Here is a 20,154-nt window from a genome sequence, read left to right as displayed (position 1 = left end):
CTTGTCAATTTGCTGTGGTGGCTTAAGTACGCCTCCTCGCAAATCGTCTGTACCCGTCGCGTCTAGTCGGCGCCTTACGCTTTTGTTGCTTCCAGCTGTGTGAACAGGACGAAAGGAAGCGGAAAACTATGATCTGTACAATTCAAAATATAAGCAAAATGCTCGGTGGAAATATAATATTTGAAGAACTTTCATTGGAAATCAAAACGGGAGACAAATTAGGCGTTGTGGGGCGGAATGGGAGCGGGAAAACCACATTATTCAAGCTGGTTTCTGGAATCGAACAACCGGATAACGGATTTATTCATTATAAAAAGGGGACGAAAATAGGGTATCTGGCGCAAATCCCTTCATTCGGTAAAGAGACGACTGGTCACGATATACTCTACAGTGCTTTTCAAGAGCTGAAGGAAATGCAGGAAAAAATGTCCGAGTTGGAAACCATGTTGGCCAATACCGAAAATGGTGAAATGGAAAAGTTGCTTTATATATACGGGGATCTACAGGAAAAGTTCGCTCAGCGTGATGGATATGTCATGGATTCGGAAGTTGAGAAGGTCATTAACGGGCTTCAATTAAAATCGTTTGTTGGAAGATCCTTCGAGAAATTGAGTGGCGGAGAACAGACGAAGATTATGCTAGGCAAGCTTTTATTGACCAAACCGGATTTGCTGTTATTGGATGAACCGACGAATCACCTCGATTTATTTGCAGTGGAATGGCTTGAGGACTATCTAAAAGATTATCCAGGAACGATCGTAATCGTTTCGCATGACCGCTATTTCCTAGATTGTGTCGTGATGAAGATTGCGGATTTGGAAGAGGGAGAACTCCATCTTTATCATGGAAATTATTCTTCCTTCATTAAAGAAAAAGAAGAGCGGCTCATGCGGGAGTTCCAAGATTTCGAAGAACAGCAGAAGAAAATTAAGAAAATGAAGGAATCCATTAAGCGACTCAGACTGTGGGCGAATGAAGCAAATCCACCGAATGCAGGGTTGCACCGACAAGCGCGGAATATGGAGCGGGCACTCGAACGGATGGAGAAGGTTAGGAAGCCGCTCATCGATCCAAAGAAGATGTCATTGTCTTTTGAAGCTGCACCTCGGAGCGGCAAAGAAGTTGTCGTGATGGAAAATGTATCGAAGGCGTTTGGAGAGCAGGAACTGTTAAAGGGTGCGAACCTCCATGTGTATTGGAAGGATCGGACGGCGATTGTGGGTCGAAATGGAAGTGGGAAATCGACCCTATTGAAGATACTGTTGGGTGAACTTCCGGTTGACCGTGGACTGAGCAAGTTAGGGAGTAACGTGAAGGTAGGGTTTTTATCGCAGCATTTTGAAATCATCAATCCGAAAGCCCGCCTAATTGACGTGTTCCGGGACGGGGTCAGTGTCGCAGAAGGTGATGCGCGGCATATATTGGCGAAATTCATGTTTTACGGACCTGATGTGTTCAAACGTATTGCAGACTTGAGCGGCGGCGAGCGTATGCGACTGCGCCTAGTTCAACTTATGCACCAAGATATTAATTTTCTTGTGCTTGATGAACCGACAAACCATTTGGATATCGACTCACGTGAAGTGCTTGAGGAAGCATTGGAAGACTTTACAGGTACAATCATGGCAGTGTCACATGACCGTTACTTTTTGAATAAATTATTCCCTCGGACGGCATGGTTAGAAAATGGGGAAATCATGACGTTCGAAGGGCCGTACAATTGGGCGCGTGAGAAGTGGCAGGAACTTCAAAGTCGTAGGGAAATTGAAGTGATTGAGCCTACTGTTAAGAAACCGAAGCCTGTAAAAGTGGGCAAAGTTGTAACAGTAAACGTGGAAGAAGAAATCGCGAAGCTTGAACTCGACATCACCGCATTGGAAAATGAGTCTAAGGCTGAACCGAATTGGGAGAAGTATGATTCGCTTATAAAGGAAGTTAAGGATTTAAAAGAGAAATTGGATTCTTATTATGAATTGTGGATGGATGAAACTGAATAGATGATTGAGCAATGAAGCCTGGAGAGGGAGCAATCCTTTTGCGGGCTTTTTTGGGTTTAATTAAAACTCATTCGTTCGGTGAAGTATCAAACTGAGGATAATTCACAACCGGGAGCATGATAAAGTGCGCCAAGGCGGTGATAAAGTGCGCCAAGGTGGTGATAAAGTGTGCCAAAGGCGGTGATAAAGTGAGCCAAGGCGGTGATAAAGTGTGCCAAGGCGGTGATAAAGTGCGCCAAGGCGGTGATAAAGTGCGTCAAGGCGGTGATAACCCCGCCAACAAGTACGACTAGCCGCGCCAAGTACAATAAAATCATTTCTCTCGAATAAAACACTTGCAATCTTTAATCACCCGGTGTAATATAATGACTAGATGACCGTAAATGTATTTTGGTCAATCGGAAATTCCATTCAAAGTGAGGTGGAGAAATGGATCGCAGGCAGGAAATTTTGGAGGCGGCTGCAAAATCATTTTCGTTGTTCGGCTACAAAGCGACGACAATGGATCAAGTTGCAAAAATTGCAAACGTTGGCAAAGGGACGATTTATACGTTTTTTGCCAATAAGGAAGAGCTTTTCAATGCTGTCGTCGTGAAGATGATCAACGAAATGCGTACTGAAGCGGATGCGGCAGCTGTCGAAGGGGCTTCATTTGAAAAAAATGCGCATGCGCGATTGATGCAGATGTTGAAATTCCGTGAAACACATCAATTATATGCGAAACTTGTTGATGAAGAGAGAGAAATCCGTACACCCGCTGTAAGCGAAGTGTTGGAAGCGATTGAAAAAGAAATCGTTTCTTACATTAGAGAGAAAATTGAGAAGGCGATTAGAAAAGGTGAGCTGAAACAATGCGACACTGAACTTATCGCATATCTATTATTTAAAGCCTATCTCGCGCTCGTTGTGGATTGGGGTAAGACCCATGATGCCGAACTTACAGAAAAGCGCATTGTTGAGTTGTTGAGCGGGACAGTTTTTAATAGTCTCTTACTATGAGACTTCTTTTTTTATTCTAATATGACCATTCGACATTAATGGTCAATCAGTTCAGGAGGAATTAAATAAATGAAAAAATCAATGACATGGGCGGAGTGGAAACAACTACTACGGACCCGAAAAATGATTGTACCAATGCTTGCTATCCTGTTCATTCCGGTATTGTACGCAGGAATGTTCCTTTGGGCATTCTGGAATCCATACGCTAACATGTCGGATCTGCCCGTTGCAATCGTTAATAATGACGAAGGTGCGGAAATGGATGATAAACAGCTTGCGCTCGGACGGGAGCTGACCGATAAACTGATTGACAGCAAGCAGTTCGATTTCAAGGAAGTATCTAAATCGGATGCGAAAGAAGGCCTGAAAAACCAAGATTATTATGTTGTCATCGAAATTCCAGAAAACTTCTCTGAACATGCGACGACACTTCTCGATAATCAACCGGAGAAGCTGACAATCGTCTACAAACCGAACGAAGGGTTCAACTTCCTCTCCGCACAAATCGGTGAAACAGCTATGGATCGAATTCGGGCAGAAGTGAATGAGAAAGTTTCCGCCACATACGCTGAAAAACTTTTCGACTCCATTACTGAAATGGGTGACGGATTCGGAGAAGCAGCAGATGGTGCAGGAGAATTACATGATGGTGCCACTGACCTATCTAACGGCGCTAATGATTTAAAAGGTTATCTTGCACAATTGGCCTCAAGCACAATTACACTCGCTGACGGTTCTGGCAAACTTGCAAAAGGTGCAAATGATGCAGCTAAAGGTGCTACTGATCTTAATAAAGGACTTGGAACCCTAACAACAGGTGTAGCAGCGCTTTATAATGGCGCAGAAAAAGCTTCCACTGGCGCCAATGACTTGAAATCGGGTCTCACACAATATACAGAAGGTGTTGGCCAGCTTACAACAAGCTATGGACAAATCGGACAGAAAGAAAAAGAATTCGGTGCGGCAGTCGGAACGCTAAATGAAAAAACTGCTTCGTTGAACGGAGCGACAAGTCAACTCGCTGAAGGATCCAAAAATCTAAACACAGGCATCAACGGACTTTCAGAAAAACTGGCTCCAATCATCGCTTCACTACCAGCAGAACAACAAGCTGGATTGAACGCCGCACTCGGAGAATTGAAACAAGGAAGTGCGCAAGTATCGGGTGGGTTGCATGAACTTTCCGCAGGTACATCAGCACTCAAAGATGGGACTTCTCAATTGAATGGTTCTGCTGATCAACTTACAGGCGCCCATGCACAAGCACTTGCTGGCTTGAATAAATTGAACGATTCTTCTTCACAACTAGTTGGCGGTGCCAATGCACTTGCTAATGGTAACGGAGAACTCGCAACTGGCCTTTCTAAATTATCAGAAGGGGCAACTGCGGCACAAAAAGGGTCAGCTGATCTTGCGACGGGTCTTGCGAAATTAACAGAAGGAACGGGTAGTCTAACAGAAGGTACTGGAACACTTGCTTCGAAATCACAGGAACTAGCGGAAGGCTCTGTTAAACTTGCTGACGGTATGGTAGAGCTGAATGAAGGTACGGGTACACTTCAAGAAAAACTTAAAGAAGCCAATGAAACTGCAAGTGAAGTGAAGCCGACAGAGAAAACGTATGAAATGGCGGCAGCCCCTGTTGATATCGAAAAAGAGGGCATCAACGAAGTACCAAACTATGGTACTGGCTTCGCACCCTACTTCCTATCACTTGGATTATTTGTAGGTGCATTGCTTCTGTCCATCGTGTTCCCACTTGTCGAACCAGCGATAAAACCAACAGGTGCATTTGGATGGTTCGCAAGTAAAGTATCTGTACTCGCTGTTGTAGGTCTGATTCAAGCACTCATTGCGGTGGTTGTTATCAAGTACGGACTTGGCATGGAAACAGTTAGTACACCGATGTTCATTTTGACGGCGATTATTACGAGCTACACATTCATCGCAATGGTTCAACTGTTTGTTTCCATCATGGGCGATGCAGGACGTTTCGTAGCGATCCTCGTTCTTATTTTACAATTGACAACAAGTGCAGGGACTTTCCCACTTGAATTGATCCCGGCACCGCTTCAGATTTTCAATACATTATTGCCGATGACCTATTCTGTTCATGCATTTAAAGCGTCGATTTCAACGGGAGATATGTCATTCCTTTGGGTGAATAACGGTATCCTCATCGGATTTATCGTTGCATGTCTAGCCATCACATTCGGCTACTTTGCACTTCTTTACACAAGAAGATATTCGAAAACAACAACAGAAGCATAAAATAAAAGCGCCTGACAACATGGAGTTCCACTGTTGTCAGGCGCTTTTTTTAGTTATCCTGCATTAACGGGCAGTAAGCCCCCCACTGATAGAAGATTAACTTTATCTAACGCTTTATAAATGCTTGGTAATGTATTGTCGCCAACTTATTTTACGAATTTAGCGAAAAGGGACCGAAAAAGCTTACAGTAATCCAATCCATTTCCAGTAAGTGGCACTAAAGAGGAGGATAAGTAAGTAACCTATAATTGTGAGCGGTACACCGGATTTTAAGAAGTCTTTCACTGTAAAGGCACCCGTTCCATACGCAAGCATGTTTTGCGGTGAGCTCACTGGAAGAAGGAAACCGAAACTGATAACGAATTGTTGGATTAAGACAAATCCTACATTATTCCCATCGGTTACGAGCGTCGTTGACAGTGCGATGAAAATTGGGATGAGTGCCGATGACAGACTTGTCGCACTCGCAAATCCCAAATGGATAATAATATTGAATGCCGATAGTAATGCGATTGTTGCGAGAAGAGGCATGTTTTCAAGCCCCATCGCACCGAATGTTTTATCGGATAGCCACTGGGCACCTTGTGTATCCAATAGGATTGTACCGAGCGCAATTCCGACAGCGAAAACGATAATCGTGCCCCAGGGAATGAGTTTTTCAACCGTTTTCCAATCGAAAACCCCAATTCGCGGTGTCAGTAGAATAGCGATTGCGACAAGTGTGACTGTCGTTGTATCGAATGGATGCAATTTTTCCTCAGTCGACCAAAGGAAGAGGAGTGCCAAAGAAATGACGATGAGTCGAATTTCCGAAGATTTTAATGGACCGAGTTCTTTCAATTGTTTTTGGATTAATTCCTTGCCGCCTTCAACAACTGTGGTCTCTGGTTTAATGATTCTAATCATGATGAAATAGAGGACGACTGACATAATGATGGACCAAGGTGCGGCGTACAAGAACCATGAACTCCACGCGATGGAGACGCCGAATTCTTTTTCAATAAACCCGAGAGCGACCATGTTTTGTGCGGCTCCGGTTTTGATGCCGACGTTCCAAATTGTGACAGCCTGAACAGCGGTAATAACAAGAAGTGCGCTGAGGCGGCTATTTTTCGGCAAACCAAATGCCGCAACCATACCTAGTAAAATCGGTACGACTGCTCCAGCACGTGCTGTTGCACTTGGTACGAAAAATGCGAGCACAATAGATACAAGAATAGCTCCGAAGACGATTGCCCCTGTTTTTACTCCTACTTTCGATAAAATATATAAGGCGAGTCGCTTATGGAGATTGGTCGCCTGCATGGCAGCAGCAAGGAATAATGCAGCTGCTACGAGGGCTACAGCGGGATTTGAGAATCCGCCAAGCGCCATTTTGAGAGCGGCTTTTGTACCAAGTAAAACAGCTGGATTTGCCATATCCGGTGCCAGTCCGAGTAACAGAGCGAGGAGTCCTATAATCATCGCGGCACTGACGGGATAGGAAACCGCCTCCGTCATCCACAAAATGACCGCAAATGCCAAAATAGCAAGTGCGCGCTGACCCATCACAGGTAAATCGCCTGGATTAGGCAGTAAGAGAATGGTAATCATAACGATGAATGCAAGTGCGATCCAAAGCGGTTTCAAATTCCGTTTCGGTTTGGTAATTGTTTCTGTGGTTTCCAAATGAATTCACCCTCTTCTATATATACTCTTTCTAACATCAATACCCTAAATGACGGTCTTATAAAACTACAGCAAGAAAGATTATTTACGAGTAAATACCTTTTTAGCTTTCCACTTGCTTTTTTAAATCATTCGCTGTAATGTGTAAAACGTAGTCATTACGATTTAAGAGAAGAGGACAATCGATTATGAATGAAGTTCAACAAATTCCTGTCACTGTATTGAGTGGTTATCTCGGTGCCGGCAAGACGTCTGTGTTAAATCATTTATTAGCGAATCGGGATGGTTTACGTATTGCGGTTATCGTTAATGATATGAGTGAAATAAATATTGACTCGGCTTTAATTCAGGATAATGGGTTTTCGCGTACGGAAGAAAAACTAATCGAGTTGACGAATGGTTGTATTTGCTGCACATTGCGGGAAGACTTGATGATTGAAGTTGAGAAACTGGCGGCAGCAGGAAATATCGATTATATCGTCATTGAATCGACAGGGATATCTGAACCAATTCCTGTTGCACAAACGTTTACATATGTCGATGAAGAAGTTGGAATCGATTTGTCAAAAGTATGTAGACTCGACAGTATGGTGACAGTTGTCGATGCGTTCCGTTTCTGGAAAGACTATGAAAGCGGGGAAACGCTTCTCGATCGGAAACAAACGGATGATGAATATGATCGCCGTGATGTATCAGATTTGCTGGTTGACCAACTGGAATTCGCCGATATTTTACTTGTGAACAAATTGGATCTTGTGGAGGAAGCATACAAAGAACCGTTCTTTGCTTTCTTGAAAAAAGTGAATCCAGAAGCCGAAATTATTCCAATCGAATTTGGCTGTGTGGATCCAGCTAAGATTTTCAACCGTCAGTTATTTGATTTCGAAAAATCGAGTCAAGGAGCAGGATGGATTAAGGAATTAAACGAAGAGCATATACCGGAAACAGATGAATATGGTATTACATCGTTTGTATACAGACGAAATCGCCCATTTCATCCTGAAAGATGGCATGAATGGTTATCCGGATTCCCACAAGAGATTGTCCGTTCTAAAGGATTTTTCTGGTTGGCAACACGTCCTACTATGTCAGGACTATTATCGCAAGCGGGTTCCTCCATCATGTTTCAGGGAGCGGGTGATTGGATTGCCACACTTCCGAAAGAGCAGCAGGAACTCACTTTTGCAGAAGATCCAGCATTGTTGGAGCGTTGGGATGATGTGCATGGCGATCGCCAAACGGAACTTGTTTTCATTGGACTCGAGATGGACCGAGAAGAAGTTGAGGAAACGTTGGACAGCTGTTTATTGACAGAGCAAGAAATGAGCGAAGATTGGTCAACTTATGCTGATCCATTGCCTCAATTTATCGTAACGGAATAGGGTAGAATTCTGTTGATTGGTCGGTTGCTGGGTGTAAACAGTCGCTAGTACGGATAAACGGTCGCTAGTGCAACGTGATCAGTCGCTTGTATGGATAAACGGTCGCTAGTGCAACGTGATCAGTCGTTTGTATGGATAAACAGTCGCTTGTGCAACTGATCAGTCGCTTGTATGGTGTAAACAGTCGCTTGTGCAACGTGATCAGTCGTTTGTACGGATAAACGGTCGCTTGTGCAACGTGATCAGTCGCTAGTATGGATAAACGGTCGCTAGTGCAACGTGATCAGTCGCTCCGACACTTTCCCCTAAATTTCATTCGCATCAACCCAAATAAAGAGAGCTATTCCTTCTAGCATTAGCAGCATTCAAGCGATATTTTTTCAGTATAGTATTCGCGGTAATTCGACAAATTTTGCTTTTCGAAAATAAAGTAGTATTCAAGTGAAACGTAATTGATTCAAACCAGTCTAATAAGATAGTAAGCTATTAAGGAAAGGATTGGTCAATTTGAGAAAATCGTTCACTTGGCTCGTAACAGCAACACTTATACTCGTAGGTGCAATGTCTTTTGCATTAGTACTCAATAAAACGACGGTGACCGCAGTTGATATCGGAATTACCGATCAAGGATGGAAGGCAAACCTCTCCACAGCTTTGAAAAAGGACGCAGCTAGATCGGGTGATTTATATGTCACTGATCAGAGTGGAAAACGTACGACTGCTGACATCACACTTGGAAACAAGGGGAAGACGGTTCATGTAAAAGGGCTTAAACCGGGTGCTTATACATTGCATGTGAAGAAAAATGCAGTGGATGGCAATTTATTGAAAACATCTCCTAGTAAAGAAATTAAGTTTAAAGTCCGTGAAAAAGTCGGGTCGGTTGCATCGGCGAAAGAGTTAAAAGCCTATTTTGAGCGGGCCAAAGTGATGCAAGGTACGAATAGATCTAAAGTTTTTATGACAGATGTTATGAACAACGAAAGTGAAAGCACGGAGGGAGCTGCTAAATCAGAAAGTTCAAATCACTCGACAACAAATAACCAAGTCGAAGGGGTCGATGAAGCTGATCTGGTGAAGACGGACGGGAACTATATTTACACGACACTTGGAAATGGTAAAATCACAGTTACAGATATCCAAAAACCTAAACAAATGCGGAAAGTATCGGAAATTAAGATGGAAGAAGGGTTTCACCCATCACAGGTGTTTCTTCATGGGAAAACACTGGTTGTTGTAGGAGAAAAGTATGAACCATTCCAGCCTGGGAAAATAACTGAAACAAGTATGCGTACCATGCCTTTGAATGGAATGACGATGGCCCGGTTATACGACGTTTCAAAACCGGAAAAACCTTCGCTCATCCGGGAAATTGGTGCGGAAGGTTATATGAATGGCGCACGGAAAACAGGCGATATACTTTATTTCGTAACGAATTTGCAACCGAACTTTTGGATTATGAATGAAATCGACGGGGATATACTCCGCCCGCGTATGTATGATTCCCAAAAAAATAGTGCTACGGAGCTAATTGATTACAAAGACATTTCGATTTTACCTGGGGCGATGGAACCGACATATTCCATCATCACTGCCATCGATCTTTCATCACCGGCAGAAAAAAAGGTCGTGACGAAAGGCTATCTTGGTAGCAGCGAGCAACTTTATATGTCCAAGGATAATTTGTATATCACATCGACAATTTATGAAAAACAAGCGCAGGATAGCAAGGTGAATGACACGATATTTTGGAATCCGGGAATTGCGAACAGCAAATTATTCAAGTTCACAATGAAGGGAACAGATGTGAAATTCCAAGGTTCCACAACATTGAATGGAACTGTTCTCAATCAGTTTTCGATGGACGAACACAAGGGGAACTTCCGCGTTGTTACTACAGAAGGAAATCTATGGGATGAAAAAAAACCTTCCAAAAACCATCTATTCATTTTGGATGAAAAAATGAATGTCGTCGGATCTGTCAAAGGGCTTGCAAAAGGAGAACGCATCTATTCTGCGCGTTTCATGGGCGATAAGGCGTATATGGTGACGTTCAGGGAAACGGATCCGCTATTTGTTATTGATGTTGCCGAACCAGCTGCTCCTAAAGTGCTCGGTGAACTGAAAATCCCTGGTTTCAGCAATTACTTACATCCGCTCGATGAAAATCATCTGATTGGTTTCGGTTATGAGACGGTTGCTCAAAAAAATCCGCAAGGTGGCGAGCCAATTATCACAACGCAAGGGATGAAAGTATCATTGTTTGATGTCACTGATTTCGCAAATCCGAAAGAGAAGGACACGGAGATTATTGGTGGAAAGGGAACTTACTCTCAGATCCAACAAAACCATAAAGCATTGTTCCAACATAAGGGGCGTAATTTATTCGGTTTTCCAGTTATAATTTACGATGAAGTTGCAAAAAACGGTAATATTGAAATTCAAAGTTCGGGCGCTCTCATCTATGAGATTACACCGAAAAATGGGATTGTACTGAAAGGGAATCTGCTTAAAAAGAAAGGCAAAGGAGAGCAATATGAGGAGTGGGAAACAGGAATTCAACGATTGCTCTATAGTAAAAATGAGCTGTATACCGTTTCGATGAAAGAAATCAAAAATTACTCACTTGATTCATTCAAACCGATTGGTAGTTTGGTAATAGATTGAAGCAGTTAAAGGGGCACCTAACTAGGTGTCCCTTTTAACTATGACCGCAATTTGTAGAGTGGCGGTGATATCCCCTACTTTATTATTTCACGATTGTTTTTTCATGTCCGCTCCGATAAGATTGAAAAAAAGGAGATACGAGAGGGGGGCTAATGTCGATGGAGGATAAAGAGTTAGCGATTGATTGTTGCCTACTGGCGGGGCGACTAATGATGGAAGCAGGAGCCGAGACATATCGGGTAGAAGATACAATGGTGCGAATGGCTGGAACGCAAATGCTGTCGTCGACACATAGTTTTGTCACACCCACAGGCATCATCTTTTCTCCTGGGAGTTCGTATCATACAAAACTAATTCGTATTAAGGACCGAACGACGGATTTAGAAAAGGTAGCGCTCGTCAATGATGTTTCACGGAAATTGTCGACGGCAGAATATACACTTGAAGAAGCATATGCCAAGCTGAAAGAGATTGAACAAGCGAATGTTATGTTTCCACTATGGCTACAAATAATTGCGGCTGCAATTGCGAGTGGATGCTTTCTTATTTTATTTGATGGCCTTTGGATAGATGTTCCTATTGCGGTATTAGCAGGGGGATTTGGTTTTGTTATTGTGACTAAAATTCATGAGCTAACACGGGTGAAGTTTTTTGCCGAGTTCATAGCATCGTTGTTTATCGCGCTGATTGGTTTTGCTGCCATTCAAGGCGGTATCGGTACACAACTTGATAAGATCATTATTGGGGCCGTTATGCCACTCGTACCTGGTCTTCTTATTACGAATGCCGTGCGTGATTTGATGGCAGGCCATTTTGTTTCCGGATTATCCAAAGGCGCTGAAGCATTTCTCACCGCTTTTGCGATTGGTGCAGGTGTAGCGTTTGTCTTATCTTTCTGAATGAAAAGAGGTAGGTATGTTGGCATGGGTCATACAAGGGGTTCTCAGTTTTCTTGCGTCGATTGGATTTGGTATAATCTTTAATGCTCCTAGAAAAATGCTTTTCTATTGTGGTTTTGTTGGCATGATGGGGTGGCTTGTGTATTTTGCTTTTAATGGGATGACGGGGGATGCAGTTCAAGCCTCTTTTCTTGGCGCTTTTACTGTTGCTCTCTTTGCTCATATCTTTGCTAAACGTTTCCGCACACCTATGATTATTTTTAGTGTTGCAGGAATCATCCCGCTCGTTCCTGGTGGGATGGCATACAATGCGATGCGTCATATCGTTGAAAATGATTATTTAACATCGATTTCATATGCTTCTCAAGCATTTATGGTTTCGGGGGCAATTGCAATGGGGCTGGTATTTGCGGAGGTAATCATCCAACTTATCTTCCGTGCGGGCGTTGGGAGAAGAGGAAAAAAGACCATTTGAAAAACGGAGTGCTCTCCAAGTTCGAGGCACTCCGTTTCGTTATGAATCATTCAAAGGTAATGCTTTCTGCCGTTAAGGGGATTCCAATGTAATAACCTTGGATGGCGTCCACTCCCATGGAAATTAAAAGTTCGAATTGCCCTTCAGTTTCGACACCTTCTGCGACGACGTACAATCCCATTGATTTGCCAAAACGGATCATACCTTCAACTAGTTGTTGCGTTTTCGATTGTGTCATCAATGATTGAATGAATAACTTGTCTATTTTAATTTTCGATATTGGTAAATGCTGCATGTAACGGAATGAAGCATAGCCTGTTCCGAAGTCGTCAAGTGTGAATTCAATTCCCACATCTTGCAGCTCTGTCATCTGTTGAACGATAGATTGTTCTTCCTCGGCCTGGAATGCAAATTTCTCAGTGATTTCAAGTTGAAGTCGATTGGCGGGACATCCTGTAACTCTAAGAATTTCTATAATTTTGTCTCTCATACGTGAATTGCTGAACTCTCTCACAGATGAGTTAACAGAAATGCTAACTGGATGTCCTTTTTTATCCCAGTCTGTAGCGAGTTTTGCAGCTTCTTCAAGTACAAATGTACCAATTTCATGGATAAGACCATTTTCTTCAGCAATCGGAATAAGTTCATCGGGCGTGATAAAACCGAGTTCGTCATCCTCCCATCTAACAAGTGCTTCGTACATATTGACTTCACCGGATGCGACATCGAATAACGGTTGATAGACAACTTGTAAGTTATGATGGTTCAGTGCGATAAGCAATTTTCGGTCAATAATGGCTCGTCTATTTAGTTCTTTATGTGATTCGGGTGATAACGAAGTTATTTTTCCTCCACCATTTTCGACAATATCTTTTGTAGCGGCCAAGGCTACTTTCATGAGATGATTGAATGTTTGTTGGTCTTCGGGATAACGTACGATTCCACCGCTGACTGATAGCGGTAGTGCGGTATTGTCGATATAAATCGGCTGCTGTTCTAGAAATTGATGGAATCCTTGTACATACCAATCTCCGAATGGTGAGAGGACGACAAACTCATTCACACCAACCCTGGCAATCGGATTGTCTTGGAAAAATCGTTTTAGCCGATTTATAAATGATTTGATAAGTTCTTTCTCAGATTCATAGGTTTGCAAATCTTTTAATGTGTAATAATGATCAATTGTTATGTAGACAAAGGAAAAATGCTTACCTTCGTCTATGGCTTCATTTACAGTAACTTCCAATTTGTGTCGGCTCATGAGGCCAGTTTCAAAGTCTATGAAAGCAATCTGTTGAAGTTTGTCCCGTAGTTGTACATCAGCAGTGATGTCAAGTTCCAGAAATGTGACGGAAATGGGCTGGTTTTCGGTCTTCATGAATGGAATTGCAATCATGTTAACATAGTAAGATTCACCGGAACGTGTTATTTTTTCGACAGTACCGAACCACGTTTTACCACTAGAAACGTATTTCCAAATTGAATATGCCTGTTCCTGGTTCTTTTCTGTGTCTGCAAACATTTGCCAAAAACTTTTTCCGATTACGCGCTTGGGAGTCCATCTACTAGTTTCTAAGAAATTCTTATTCACATAGATGATTGATCCCTCAGAATCTACGCGAGTCACCATATAAAATTGTTCAAGGCCTTTCATGATACCGGGCAATCCCAGCATTGACTGTTCAATTTCCGTGTTCATCTAACTGTCCCCTTTCGGACATACTGTCTATTATTATATAGGAGTTCTTGTTATTTTACATCATGAAAATAACAAATAATTAGAGAAAATGCAAGTTTAAGATAAATAGTGAAATCAGAGGGAGAGAAAAGATGGAGAGATTGAAAGGAATCATCATGATTATTACGGGTGCAATACTTTGGGGTGCTACGGGCCCTATGATGGAATGGCTTCTTGAAACTAGCGGGATGTCTATTTCATTCATGCTAATCATCCGTCTGCTCCTCGCAGGTATGGCGCTACTTGTAGTGTTAAAAATAAAAGGTGAAAGAATTACTCTTCCCCTGAGACAAAAAGTCTGGTTACGTCAAATGATTATTTTCGGATTGCTTGGAATGTTAGGTGTTCAATACGCTTTTCTCGGTTCTATTCAATCAAGTAGTGCAGTCATCGCAACGCTCTTTCAGTTTCTTGCACCCATTTACATTATCATCTTTGTGTCGTTGAAGCAAAGAGCGTGCCCCCCAAGTGCTCAAGTGTTTGGAATGCTCATTACAATTGTTGGGCTTTTTCTACTTCTAACAAATGGTTCGTTGTCAGATTTTGCACTAAGTAATGAGGCAGTGTTGTGGGGGATTCTTGTCGGTTTTACATTTGCATTTTATACGCTTTATCCAGTGCGGCTCATGCAAGAATGGGGTGTGTTGTTATCGGTTGGTTGGGGAATGTTGATTGGCGGTATTGCACTGTTAGTTATAAATGCGACAACATTCGTGAGCGAATTAAGTACGTTATTGGACTGGGAAGTCGCAGTCATGTTTCTCCTTGTCATACTCATCGGGACGGTGGCGTTTGTACTGTTTCTTGGTAGCATGAAATACATATCTCCAGTAGAAACTAGTATTCTGTCAAGTTTTGAACCTCTTACAGCAATGGTCATTTCCGTTCTTTGGTTCGGTCAAGTGCTAGGTATGTGGCAATTAAGCGGAGCAATCATTATGCTCGTCGGGGTTACTGGTTTATCGATTGTCGGCAGTAGAGTTAAAAAGGAATAAGGACCGGTTCCCGTTGTTTGGGTTCCAGCCCTTTTTTCATTTGTTAACGTAGTTGATATCGAAATCTTCGTTTGCCTTGATAATTAAATCTTTTGGGACGTGTAGATAGATTACGATTTGCCTTGATTGCCGTTCACGGTATCCGAATTCTTTTGGAGGCTGTCGAGTGAACTGCCCCAAGAGAAGAGAATCTTGATAGGAAGTAAAAGTTAGTTCTGTAAAAGGCGGTACCGGAAAAGTAACCGTATCTCCCTCCCATTCAGGTTTTGTGTAGTTCACTTGATCGGAAAAATCGGCTTCATTGATAATAAGAATCGGCTTAAAAAGCGTTTCCTCAATCCATCCATCATTCTCGCTTTTTCGTTCGATGAAAACGAGTGGATTATTGTCATAAGATTTAATATGGAGTGTATCACCTACATCGTGTGTCCGCTTGTCAATAACTTGAGAAGGATCAATCGCACTAAGGTTACCTAGGTGAAGTGCACTTTCAATGAACTTGAAATCTTCAGTTGAAAAATGGTTAAATGGTTTTGTTGCAAGTTTCTTATCGAATAGTTCGACAGTGAGCGCTGCTAGTAATAGGACGGCAGTATAGGTTGCGAAAAATACGTACGTCCATTTTTTATTCATCGTCCATTTTGAAGGCTTTTTCGGCCGCATGATATATACGATGATTGGTATAACTATCAAAAAAGGTAAAAGAATCAAAATGCTAAGATTCATTATTTCCTCACCTCCGTTTTATTGGTGATGGCAACCGAAATCGCGAAAAGTACAAGAACAGTGATCAGTACTTTTACAAGGAAAATCAACAGGGATGTTTCAAAGCCAAAAAAAATGACCATATATTCAATGAAACCTGTGCCGCTTATATTGAACAAAGGTAAAATAAAGAGCCCAATCACAAGAAACGGTATGACAAGCTTGCTGAGCTGGATGAGTGATCCGATTACATAGCCAAAGCCTGCAAATAGAATGGTGTAAATAACAGCAGTCGCAATTCGGATGAAAAAATCAACGGGAGAAGCGAACAATCCAGATGTCTCGATAAAGACTGCATTATGCTGAAATAAAGAGATGAGTTTGATGACTGAACTTGCAAGCGGAGCTGTAATACCCGCTATGCAAGACATGACTAGCAAGAACAGAAAACTGGATACATGGTGGCTTAATCGGGTCGACACGAATGAGAAGGCATCGTTGCGATAGGCGAGCGTGGTAATAAGGATACCTGTTGAGAACGCCCAGAAAAGTGTAAAGATAACGGCCATATCACCTGAGAGAGAACGCCAATTAATCGTCAGTGACTCACTCCCGCTACTCCCACCACCAGTATTAAACCCGAAGAATAGCCCAATCAGTTGCATAATGAGCAAAGAGCTAAACACGCCTGTATAAGCATTTAATTTATAAAGGAATTGTTTTTTTACGATATCAGTCAGTCGCGGTTCTGTTAAATACATCATCGATTCCTCCTTTCGCACCTGTTGTTAACGCAACGTATGCGTCGTTTGCGGAGACAGGAATCATTTTGATGCCCTCTTCGCTTAATCTTATTTTTTCATCGGCTGTGAATTTATTTTCTACAAGAACCTCGCTATAGGCACCATTTACTTGGCTTCCGAAAATAGTTCTTTTTGAAGTGTGTGCAAGGACATTCACTTTTTTACCAACTAATTTGACGAGCATCTCCTGCAAATCTGTAATTGGACCGTGAAAACGAATTTTGCCATCGTGGATTAAAAGAATATCCTCAAGCAAGTCTTCGATTTCTTCAAGGTGATGGCTAGATAAGAGAATTGTCCGCGGATTGGCAATGTAATCTTTCAATAATGCACGATAAAAATCTTTCCGCACGGCTGTATCCATGCCGGTTGTCGGTTCATCGAAAATTGTCAACGGACAATGGGAAGCGATGCCGATGATGGCGTTAAATGTGCTCTTTTTCCCTTTAGATAAATGCTTGTGGCGTACGTCCGGGTGGAAACTGAAGTAATCAAACAGTCGCTGTGCAAGTTGCGCGTCCCAATTTAAATAGAAACGATTCGCTTCTTTCAAAATATCAGAGAGCGATAGTTTGTCGGAAAAACTCATCGTATCATCCACGAGGATTGAATTCGCAGACACTTTTAAACTATTGAAAGGATTTTCCGAAAAAACCTGGACTTCCCCTGAAGTTGCTTGGATATATCCGGCTGAAATTTTCATAAGTGTCGATTTGCCGACACCGTTCCGGCCGATGACACCTGTAAGAACGCCTTCTTCTATGGTGAAGTCCATATGATCCAGCACCGAGTGAGTTCGATATGATTTTGTAACGTTGTTGAACTTAATGACTGTCATAGTAGACCCTCCTTCTTCCTATCACGCTCCGCCTCAATCATGGATAGCAGTTGGTTATCATCGACATCAAGCAATCGCGCCTCGTCAAGCAGTTTTGTAATCAGTTTTCGCAAAGTCTCTTCTTTTCGTTTAGCAAGTAGTTTTTCACGGCCATCGGGTGCGACGAATGTTCCAAGACCGCGTCGTTTGTATAGAATTTTGGCTTCAAGCAATAATGTCAGCCCCTTTCCCGCTGTAGCAGGATTGATATTGAAAAGCTCTGCAAGCTGGTATTGTGAGTGGACTTTTTCATCTGGTTTAAGTGTCCTATCGATGATTTCAGTTTCAATCCAGTCTGCAATTTGTATATAAATCAGTTTTGAAGCATCCATGTCGAACATTCACGTCACCTCCTAGTAGTTAGTGCATTACTGTTGTAATGTACTATATGTCATTTCGACAAAAATTACAACTGAATAGGAAGAGGAATTGGGATTAGTACCCAAGTGCACCCTTGCTATTATTTATTCAAAAATATCCAAAGATCAGTTATCTTGGCTATGCACACCCTCGAACCTATGGCATAATAGAAGAAATAGAAAAATGATTCGTGAAACGAAAGAGTTTTTGGGGGTTGGGAAGATGAAGACAGTTTTTTCTTATGCAAAACCATATAAATGGCCAATCGTAATTGCTTTATTTCTCATGCTACTCGAGTTATCCGTAGAGTTAATCCAACCGCTTCTAATCGCGAAAATCATCGACGATGGGATTCTAGCGGAAAATGTAAACGTTATATGGACATGGGGAATTGTCATGATGGCACTCTCATTCGTCGCCTTCTTTTCCGGGATAATAAATTCTTATTTCGCTGCCCATGCGGCACAAAGTTTTGGGTTCGATCTACGGCAAGCGCTGTTTCGTCAAGTACAAGCTTTTTCCATGGCGACCTTTTTACGTTTTCCTACATCGGGTTTAATCACACGGTTGACGAGTGACGTGACAATGGTGCAGAACGTTCTGTTCATGGGACTTCGCATTATGATGCGCGCGCCGTTACTTGTAATTGGGAGTTTAATCATGGCGTTCGTCGTCAACGCAAAGTTAGCACTCTATCTTGTAATGGGTGCTCCGTTCTTATTCTTTTTTCTTTATTTTATGGCGAAAAAGGGTGTCGTTTATTTTGCGCGGGTTCAGGAAAGGCTTGATCGAGTCAATCGGGTTATGCAAGAAAATTTACAGGCAGTCCGGTTAATCAAAGCGTATTTACGCGGGACGTATGAGGCGAGTCGCTTTTCAAAAGTGGCGGATTTATTGAGAAAAGATACGGTGACGGCGATGCGAATGATGGAGCTGATTTTACCGGCTCTATTGTTTGTTATGAACATCAGTTTGATGGCTGTGCTATGGTTCGGCGCGATTGAAGTACGTGACGGCGGCGCACAAGTCGGGGAATTGGTAGCCATCGTCAACTATGCGATGCGGATGACAGGGGCATTCTCAATGTTCGCTTTTATTATCGTTGCGTTCTCTCGTGCGAAAGCATCTTCTGAGCGGATGGAGGAAGTGCTCGTTGCGAATGAAGACCTGGAAATCCATAATTCGGAGAGTACGGGATTGAGACAGTTGGGTGGCGAATTACGCTTTGAAAACGTGTCATTCAACTATCCGGGTAAACCGGAGCCAATCCTTGATAGGGTGTCGTTCCATGTTTCTGCTGGAGAAAAACTTGCGATTATGGGGGCAACGGGTTCAGGGAAATCTACATTGTTGAATCTCATTCCGCGCATTTTTGAAGCGACCGAAGGGGAAATCTATGTTAGTGGTATTGGGGTGAAGGAGTGGCCGTTGAAAGATTTACGCGACACCATTGGGCTTGTACCGCAGCAATCGATTTTATTTACAGGGTCGATTTTGGAAAATCTATCATGGGGCGATATCGAAGCGCAGGTCGATGAATTGGAAGAGGCGGCGAAAAAAGCACAGATTCATGAGTCCATCGATTTGTTCCCGCAAAAATATGGGACACGTGTCGGGCAAAAAGGTGTCAACTTATCAGGTGGACAGAAACAGCGTTTATCTATCGCGCGGGCGCTTGTGCGGAAACCGTCAATCCTCATTCTCGATGATAGTACCAGTGCACTCGACGTGAAAACGGAAATGGCATTATGGGATGCGCTTGATGGGGAAGAGGCGACGATGCTCGTTGTAACGCAGAAAATCCGGACAGCTCAAGGGGCGGATAAAATCCTGCTGCTCGATGAAGGACAAGTGGTTGGCTACGGATCGCATGCCGATTTAATGAGGCAATCCGCACTTTATCGAAAAATAGCTGAATCTCAATCGGAAGAGGAGGTGGCGTCCGATGCTAAAGACAATTCGTAAACCATTCGGCTACGAACCGATTATAAATAAAGAGGATATTAAAGGTCCGGGTAGGAAAAAGAAGGAACGTGCGAGTGATTGGAAATCCGTTCTCCATCGGATTTGGAAGCTTGTCGATGAACAACGCGGCCTACTTATTACAGTCCTTGCGCTCGTTTTCATTAGCTCGGCTTTAACGCTACTGGGTCCGCTGATGATTGGTCAAATCATTGATATACATATTATCCCGATGACGTTTGGGGGGCTTGCAGGTAAGATTGGCTCTTACGCTCATTTGGGGAATGCTTCAACTTAACACTTTTCGGGTATAGGAATACTAAAACGGAAAGGTTGTTGAATGAGATGAAAATCTT

17 protein-coding genes are annotated in these 20,154 nt (G+C 42.6%); 10 read left to right on the top strand and 7 right to left on the bottom strand.

Going from position 1 to position 20,154, the window contains the following annotated elements; genetic code table 11:
- Positions 1-128 precede the first annotated feature (128 nt).
- Positions 129-1,997 (top strand): ribosomal protection-like ABC-F family protein, encoded by a 1,869-nt coding sequence (gene abc-f / locus H4683_RS14155; protein ID WP_192599478.1) that lies wholly within the window; start codon positions 129-131, stop codon positions 1,995-1,997.
- A gap of 86 nt (positions 1,998-2,083) precedes the next feature.
- On the opposite strand, the gene H4683_RS14150 is transcribed toward abc-f, so the two are convergent.
- Positions 2,084-2,338 (bottom strand): hypothetical protein, encoded by a 255-nt coding sequence (locus H4683_RS14150; protein ID WP_192599477.1) that lies wholly within the window; start codon positions 2,336-2,338, stop codon positions 2,084-2,086.
- Between the two features lie 88 nt (positions 2,339-2,426).
- Here H4683_RS14150 and H4683_RS14145 point away from each other — a divergent pair, with 88 nt between their 5' ends.
- Together H4683_RS14145 and H4683_RS14140 are read left to right on the top strand one after the other, a co-directional pair.
- A complete protein-coding gene (locus H4683_RS14145) occupies positions 2,427-2,996 on the top strand; it encodes a TetR/AcrR family transcriptional regulator (protein WP_192599476.1) in 570 nt (189 codons plus the stop codon).
- A gap of 69 nt (positions 2,997-3,065) precedes the next feature.
- Entirely contained in the window at positions 3,066-5,267 is a 2,202-nt protein-coding gene (locus tag H4683_RS14140; RefSeq protein ID WP_225942101.1) for a YhgE/Pip domain-containing protein, read from the top strand.
- A gap of 183 nt (positions 5,268-5,450) precedes the next feature.
- Here H4683_RS14140 and H4683_RS14135 read toward each other — a convergent pair whose 3' ends face one another.
- Positions 5,451-6,935: a DASS family sodium-coupled anion symporter gene (locus H4683_RS14135; protein ID WP_275403086.1), complete on the bottom strand. Its 1,485-nt coding sequence runs from the start codon at positions 6,933-6,935 to the stop codon at positions 5,451-5,453.
- A 188-nt stretch (positions 6,936-7,123) separates the two neighbouring features.
- Here H4683_RS14135 and H4683_RS14130 point away from each other — a divergent pair, with 188 nt between their 5' ends.
- From H4683_RS14130 to H4683_RS14115, 4 genes are all read left to right on the top strand, one after another.
- Positions 7,124-8,317: a GTP-binding protein gene (locus H4683_RS14130; RefSeq protein WP_192599475.1), complete on the top strand. Its 1,194-nt coding sequence runs from the start codon at positions 7,124-7,126 to the stop codon at positions 8,315-8,317.
- 507 nt (positions 8,318-8,824) lie between these two features.
- Entirely contained in the window at positions 8,825-10,984 is a 2,160-nt protein-coding gene (locus H4683_RS14125; RefSeq protein ID WP_192599474.1) for a beta-propeller domain-containing protein, read from the top strand.
- Between the two features lie 152 nt (positions 10,985-11,136).
- A complete protein-coding gene (locus H4683_RS14120) occupies positions 11,137-11,883 on the top strand; it encodes a threonine/serine exporter family protein (RefSeq protein ID WP_192599473.1) in 747 nt (248 codons plus the stop codon).
- Between the two features lie 19 nt (positions 11,884-11,902).
- Positions 11,903-12,358, top strand: a complete 456-nt coding sequence (locus H4683_RS14115; RefSeq protein WP_192599472.1) for a threonine/serine exporter family protein — start codon at positions 11,903-11,905, stop codon at positions 12,356-12,358.
- Positions 12,359-12,404: 46 nt separating this feature from the next.
- Here the strand turns inward: H4683_RS14115 and H4683_RS14110 are convergent, their stop codons facing one another.
- Positions 12,405-14,057 (bottom strand): sensor domain-containing protein, encoded by a 1,653-nt coding sequence (locus H4683_RS14110; protein ID WP_192599471.1) that lies wholly within the window; start codon positions 14,055-14,057, stop codon positions 12,405-12,407.
- 131 nt (positions 14,058-14,188) lie between these two features.
- Here H4683_RS14110 and H4683_RS14105 point away from each other — a divergent pair, with 131 nt between their 5' ends.
- A complete protein-coding gene (locus tag H4683_RS14105) occupies positions 14,189-15,091 on the top strand; it encodes a DMT family transporter (protein WP_192599470.1) in 903 nt (300 codons plus the stop codon).
- A gap of 36 nt (positions 15,092-15,127) precedes the next feature.
- Here H4683_RS14105 and H4683_RS14100 read toward each other — a convergent pair whose 3' ends face one another.
- Genes H4683_RS14100 through H4683_RS14085 form a run of 4 tightly spaced genes read right to left on the bottom strand, consistent with a single transcriptional unit; the run spans position 15,128 to position 17,817 of the window.
- A complete protein-coding gene (locus H4683_RS14100) occupies positions 15,128-15,817 on the bottom strand; it encodes a hypothetical protein (protein ID WP_192599469.1) in 690 nt (229 codons plus the stop codon).
- On the bottom strand, positions 15,817-16,557 hold the full coding sequence (locus H4683_RS14095) for a hypothetical protein (RefSeq protein WP_192599468.1): 741 nt from the start codon (positions 16,555-16,557) through the stop codon (positions 15,817-15,819). Before H4683_RS14095 ends, H4683_RS14100 begins: the two co-directional genes overlap by 1 nt.
- Positions 16,529-17,437: an ATP-binding cassette domain-containing protein gene (locus H4683_RS14090; RefSeq protein ID WP_192599467.1), complete on the bottom strand. Its 909-nt coding sequence runs from the start codon at positions 17,435-17,437 to the stop codon at positions 16,529-16,531. Before H4683_RS14090 ends, H4683_RS14095 begins: the two co-directional genes overlap by 29 nt.
- A complete protein-coding gene (locus H4683_RS14085) occupies positions 17,434-17,817 on the bottom strand; it encodes a GntR family transcriptional regulator (RefSeq protein ID WP_192599466.1) in 384 nt (127 codons plus the stop codon). The genes H4683_RS14090 and H4683_RS14085 overlap by 4 nt, the downstream gene beginning before the upstream one ends.
- Before the next feature lie 241 nt (positions 17,818-18,058).
- Between H4683_RS14085 and H4683_RS14080 the strand changes: the two genes are divergently transcribed.
- A complete protein-coding gene (locus H4683_RS14080; RefSeq protein WP_192599465.1) occupies positions 18,059-19,801 on the top strand; it encodes an ABC transporter ATP-binding protein in 1,743 nt (580 codons plus the stop codon).
- Positions 19,782-20,096, top strand: coding sequence for a hypothetical protein (locus H4683_RS14075; protein ID WP_192599464.1), 315 nt, complete (start codon positions 19,782-19,784; stop codon positions 20,094-20,096). Before H4683_RS14080 ends, H4683_RS14075 begins: the two co-directional genes overlap by 20 nt.
- The last annotated feature ends 58 nt before the right edge of the window (positions 20,097-20,154 follow it).

Source organism: Sporosarcina limicola (assembly GCF_014873855.1).
Lineage (GTDB): Bacteria > Bacillota > Bacilli > Bacillales_A > Planococcaceae > Sporosarcina > Sporosarcina limicola.
This window is presented reverse-complemented; position numbering and strand designations above follow the sequence as displayed.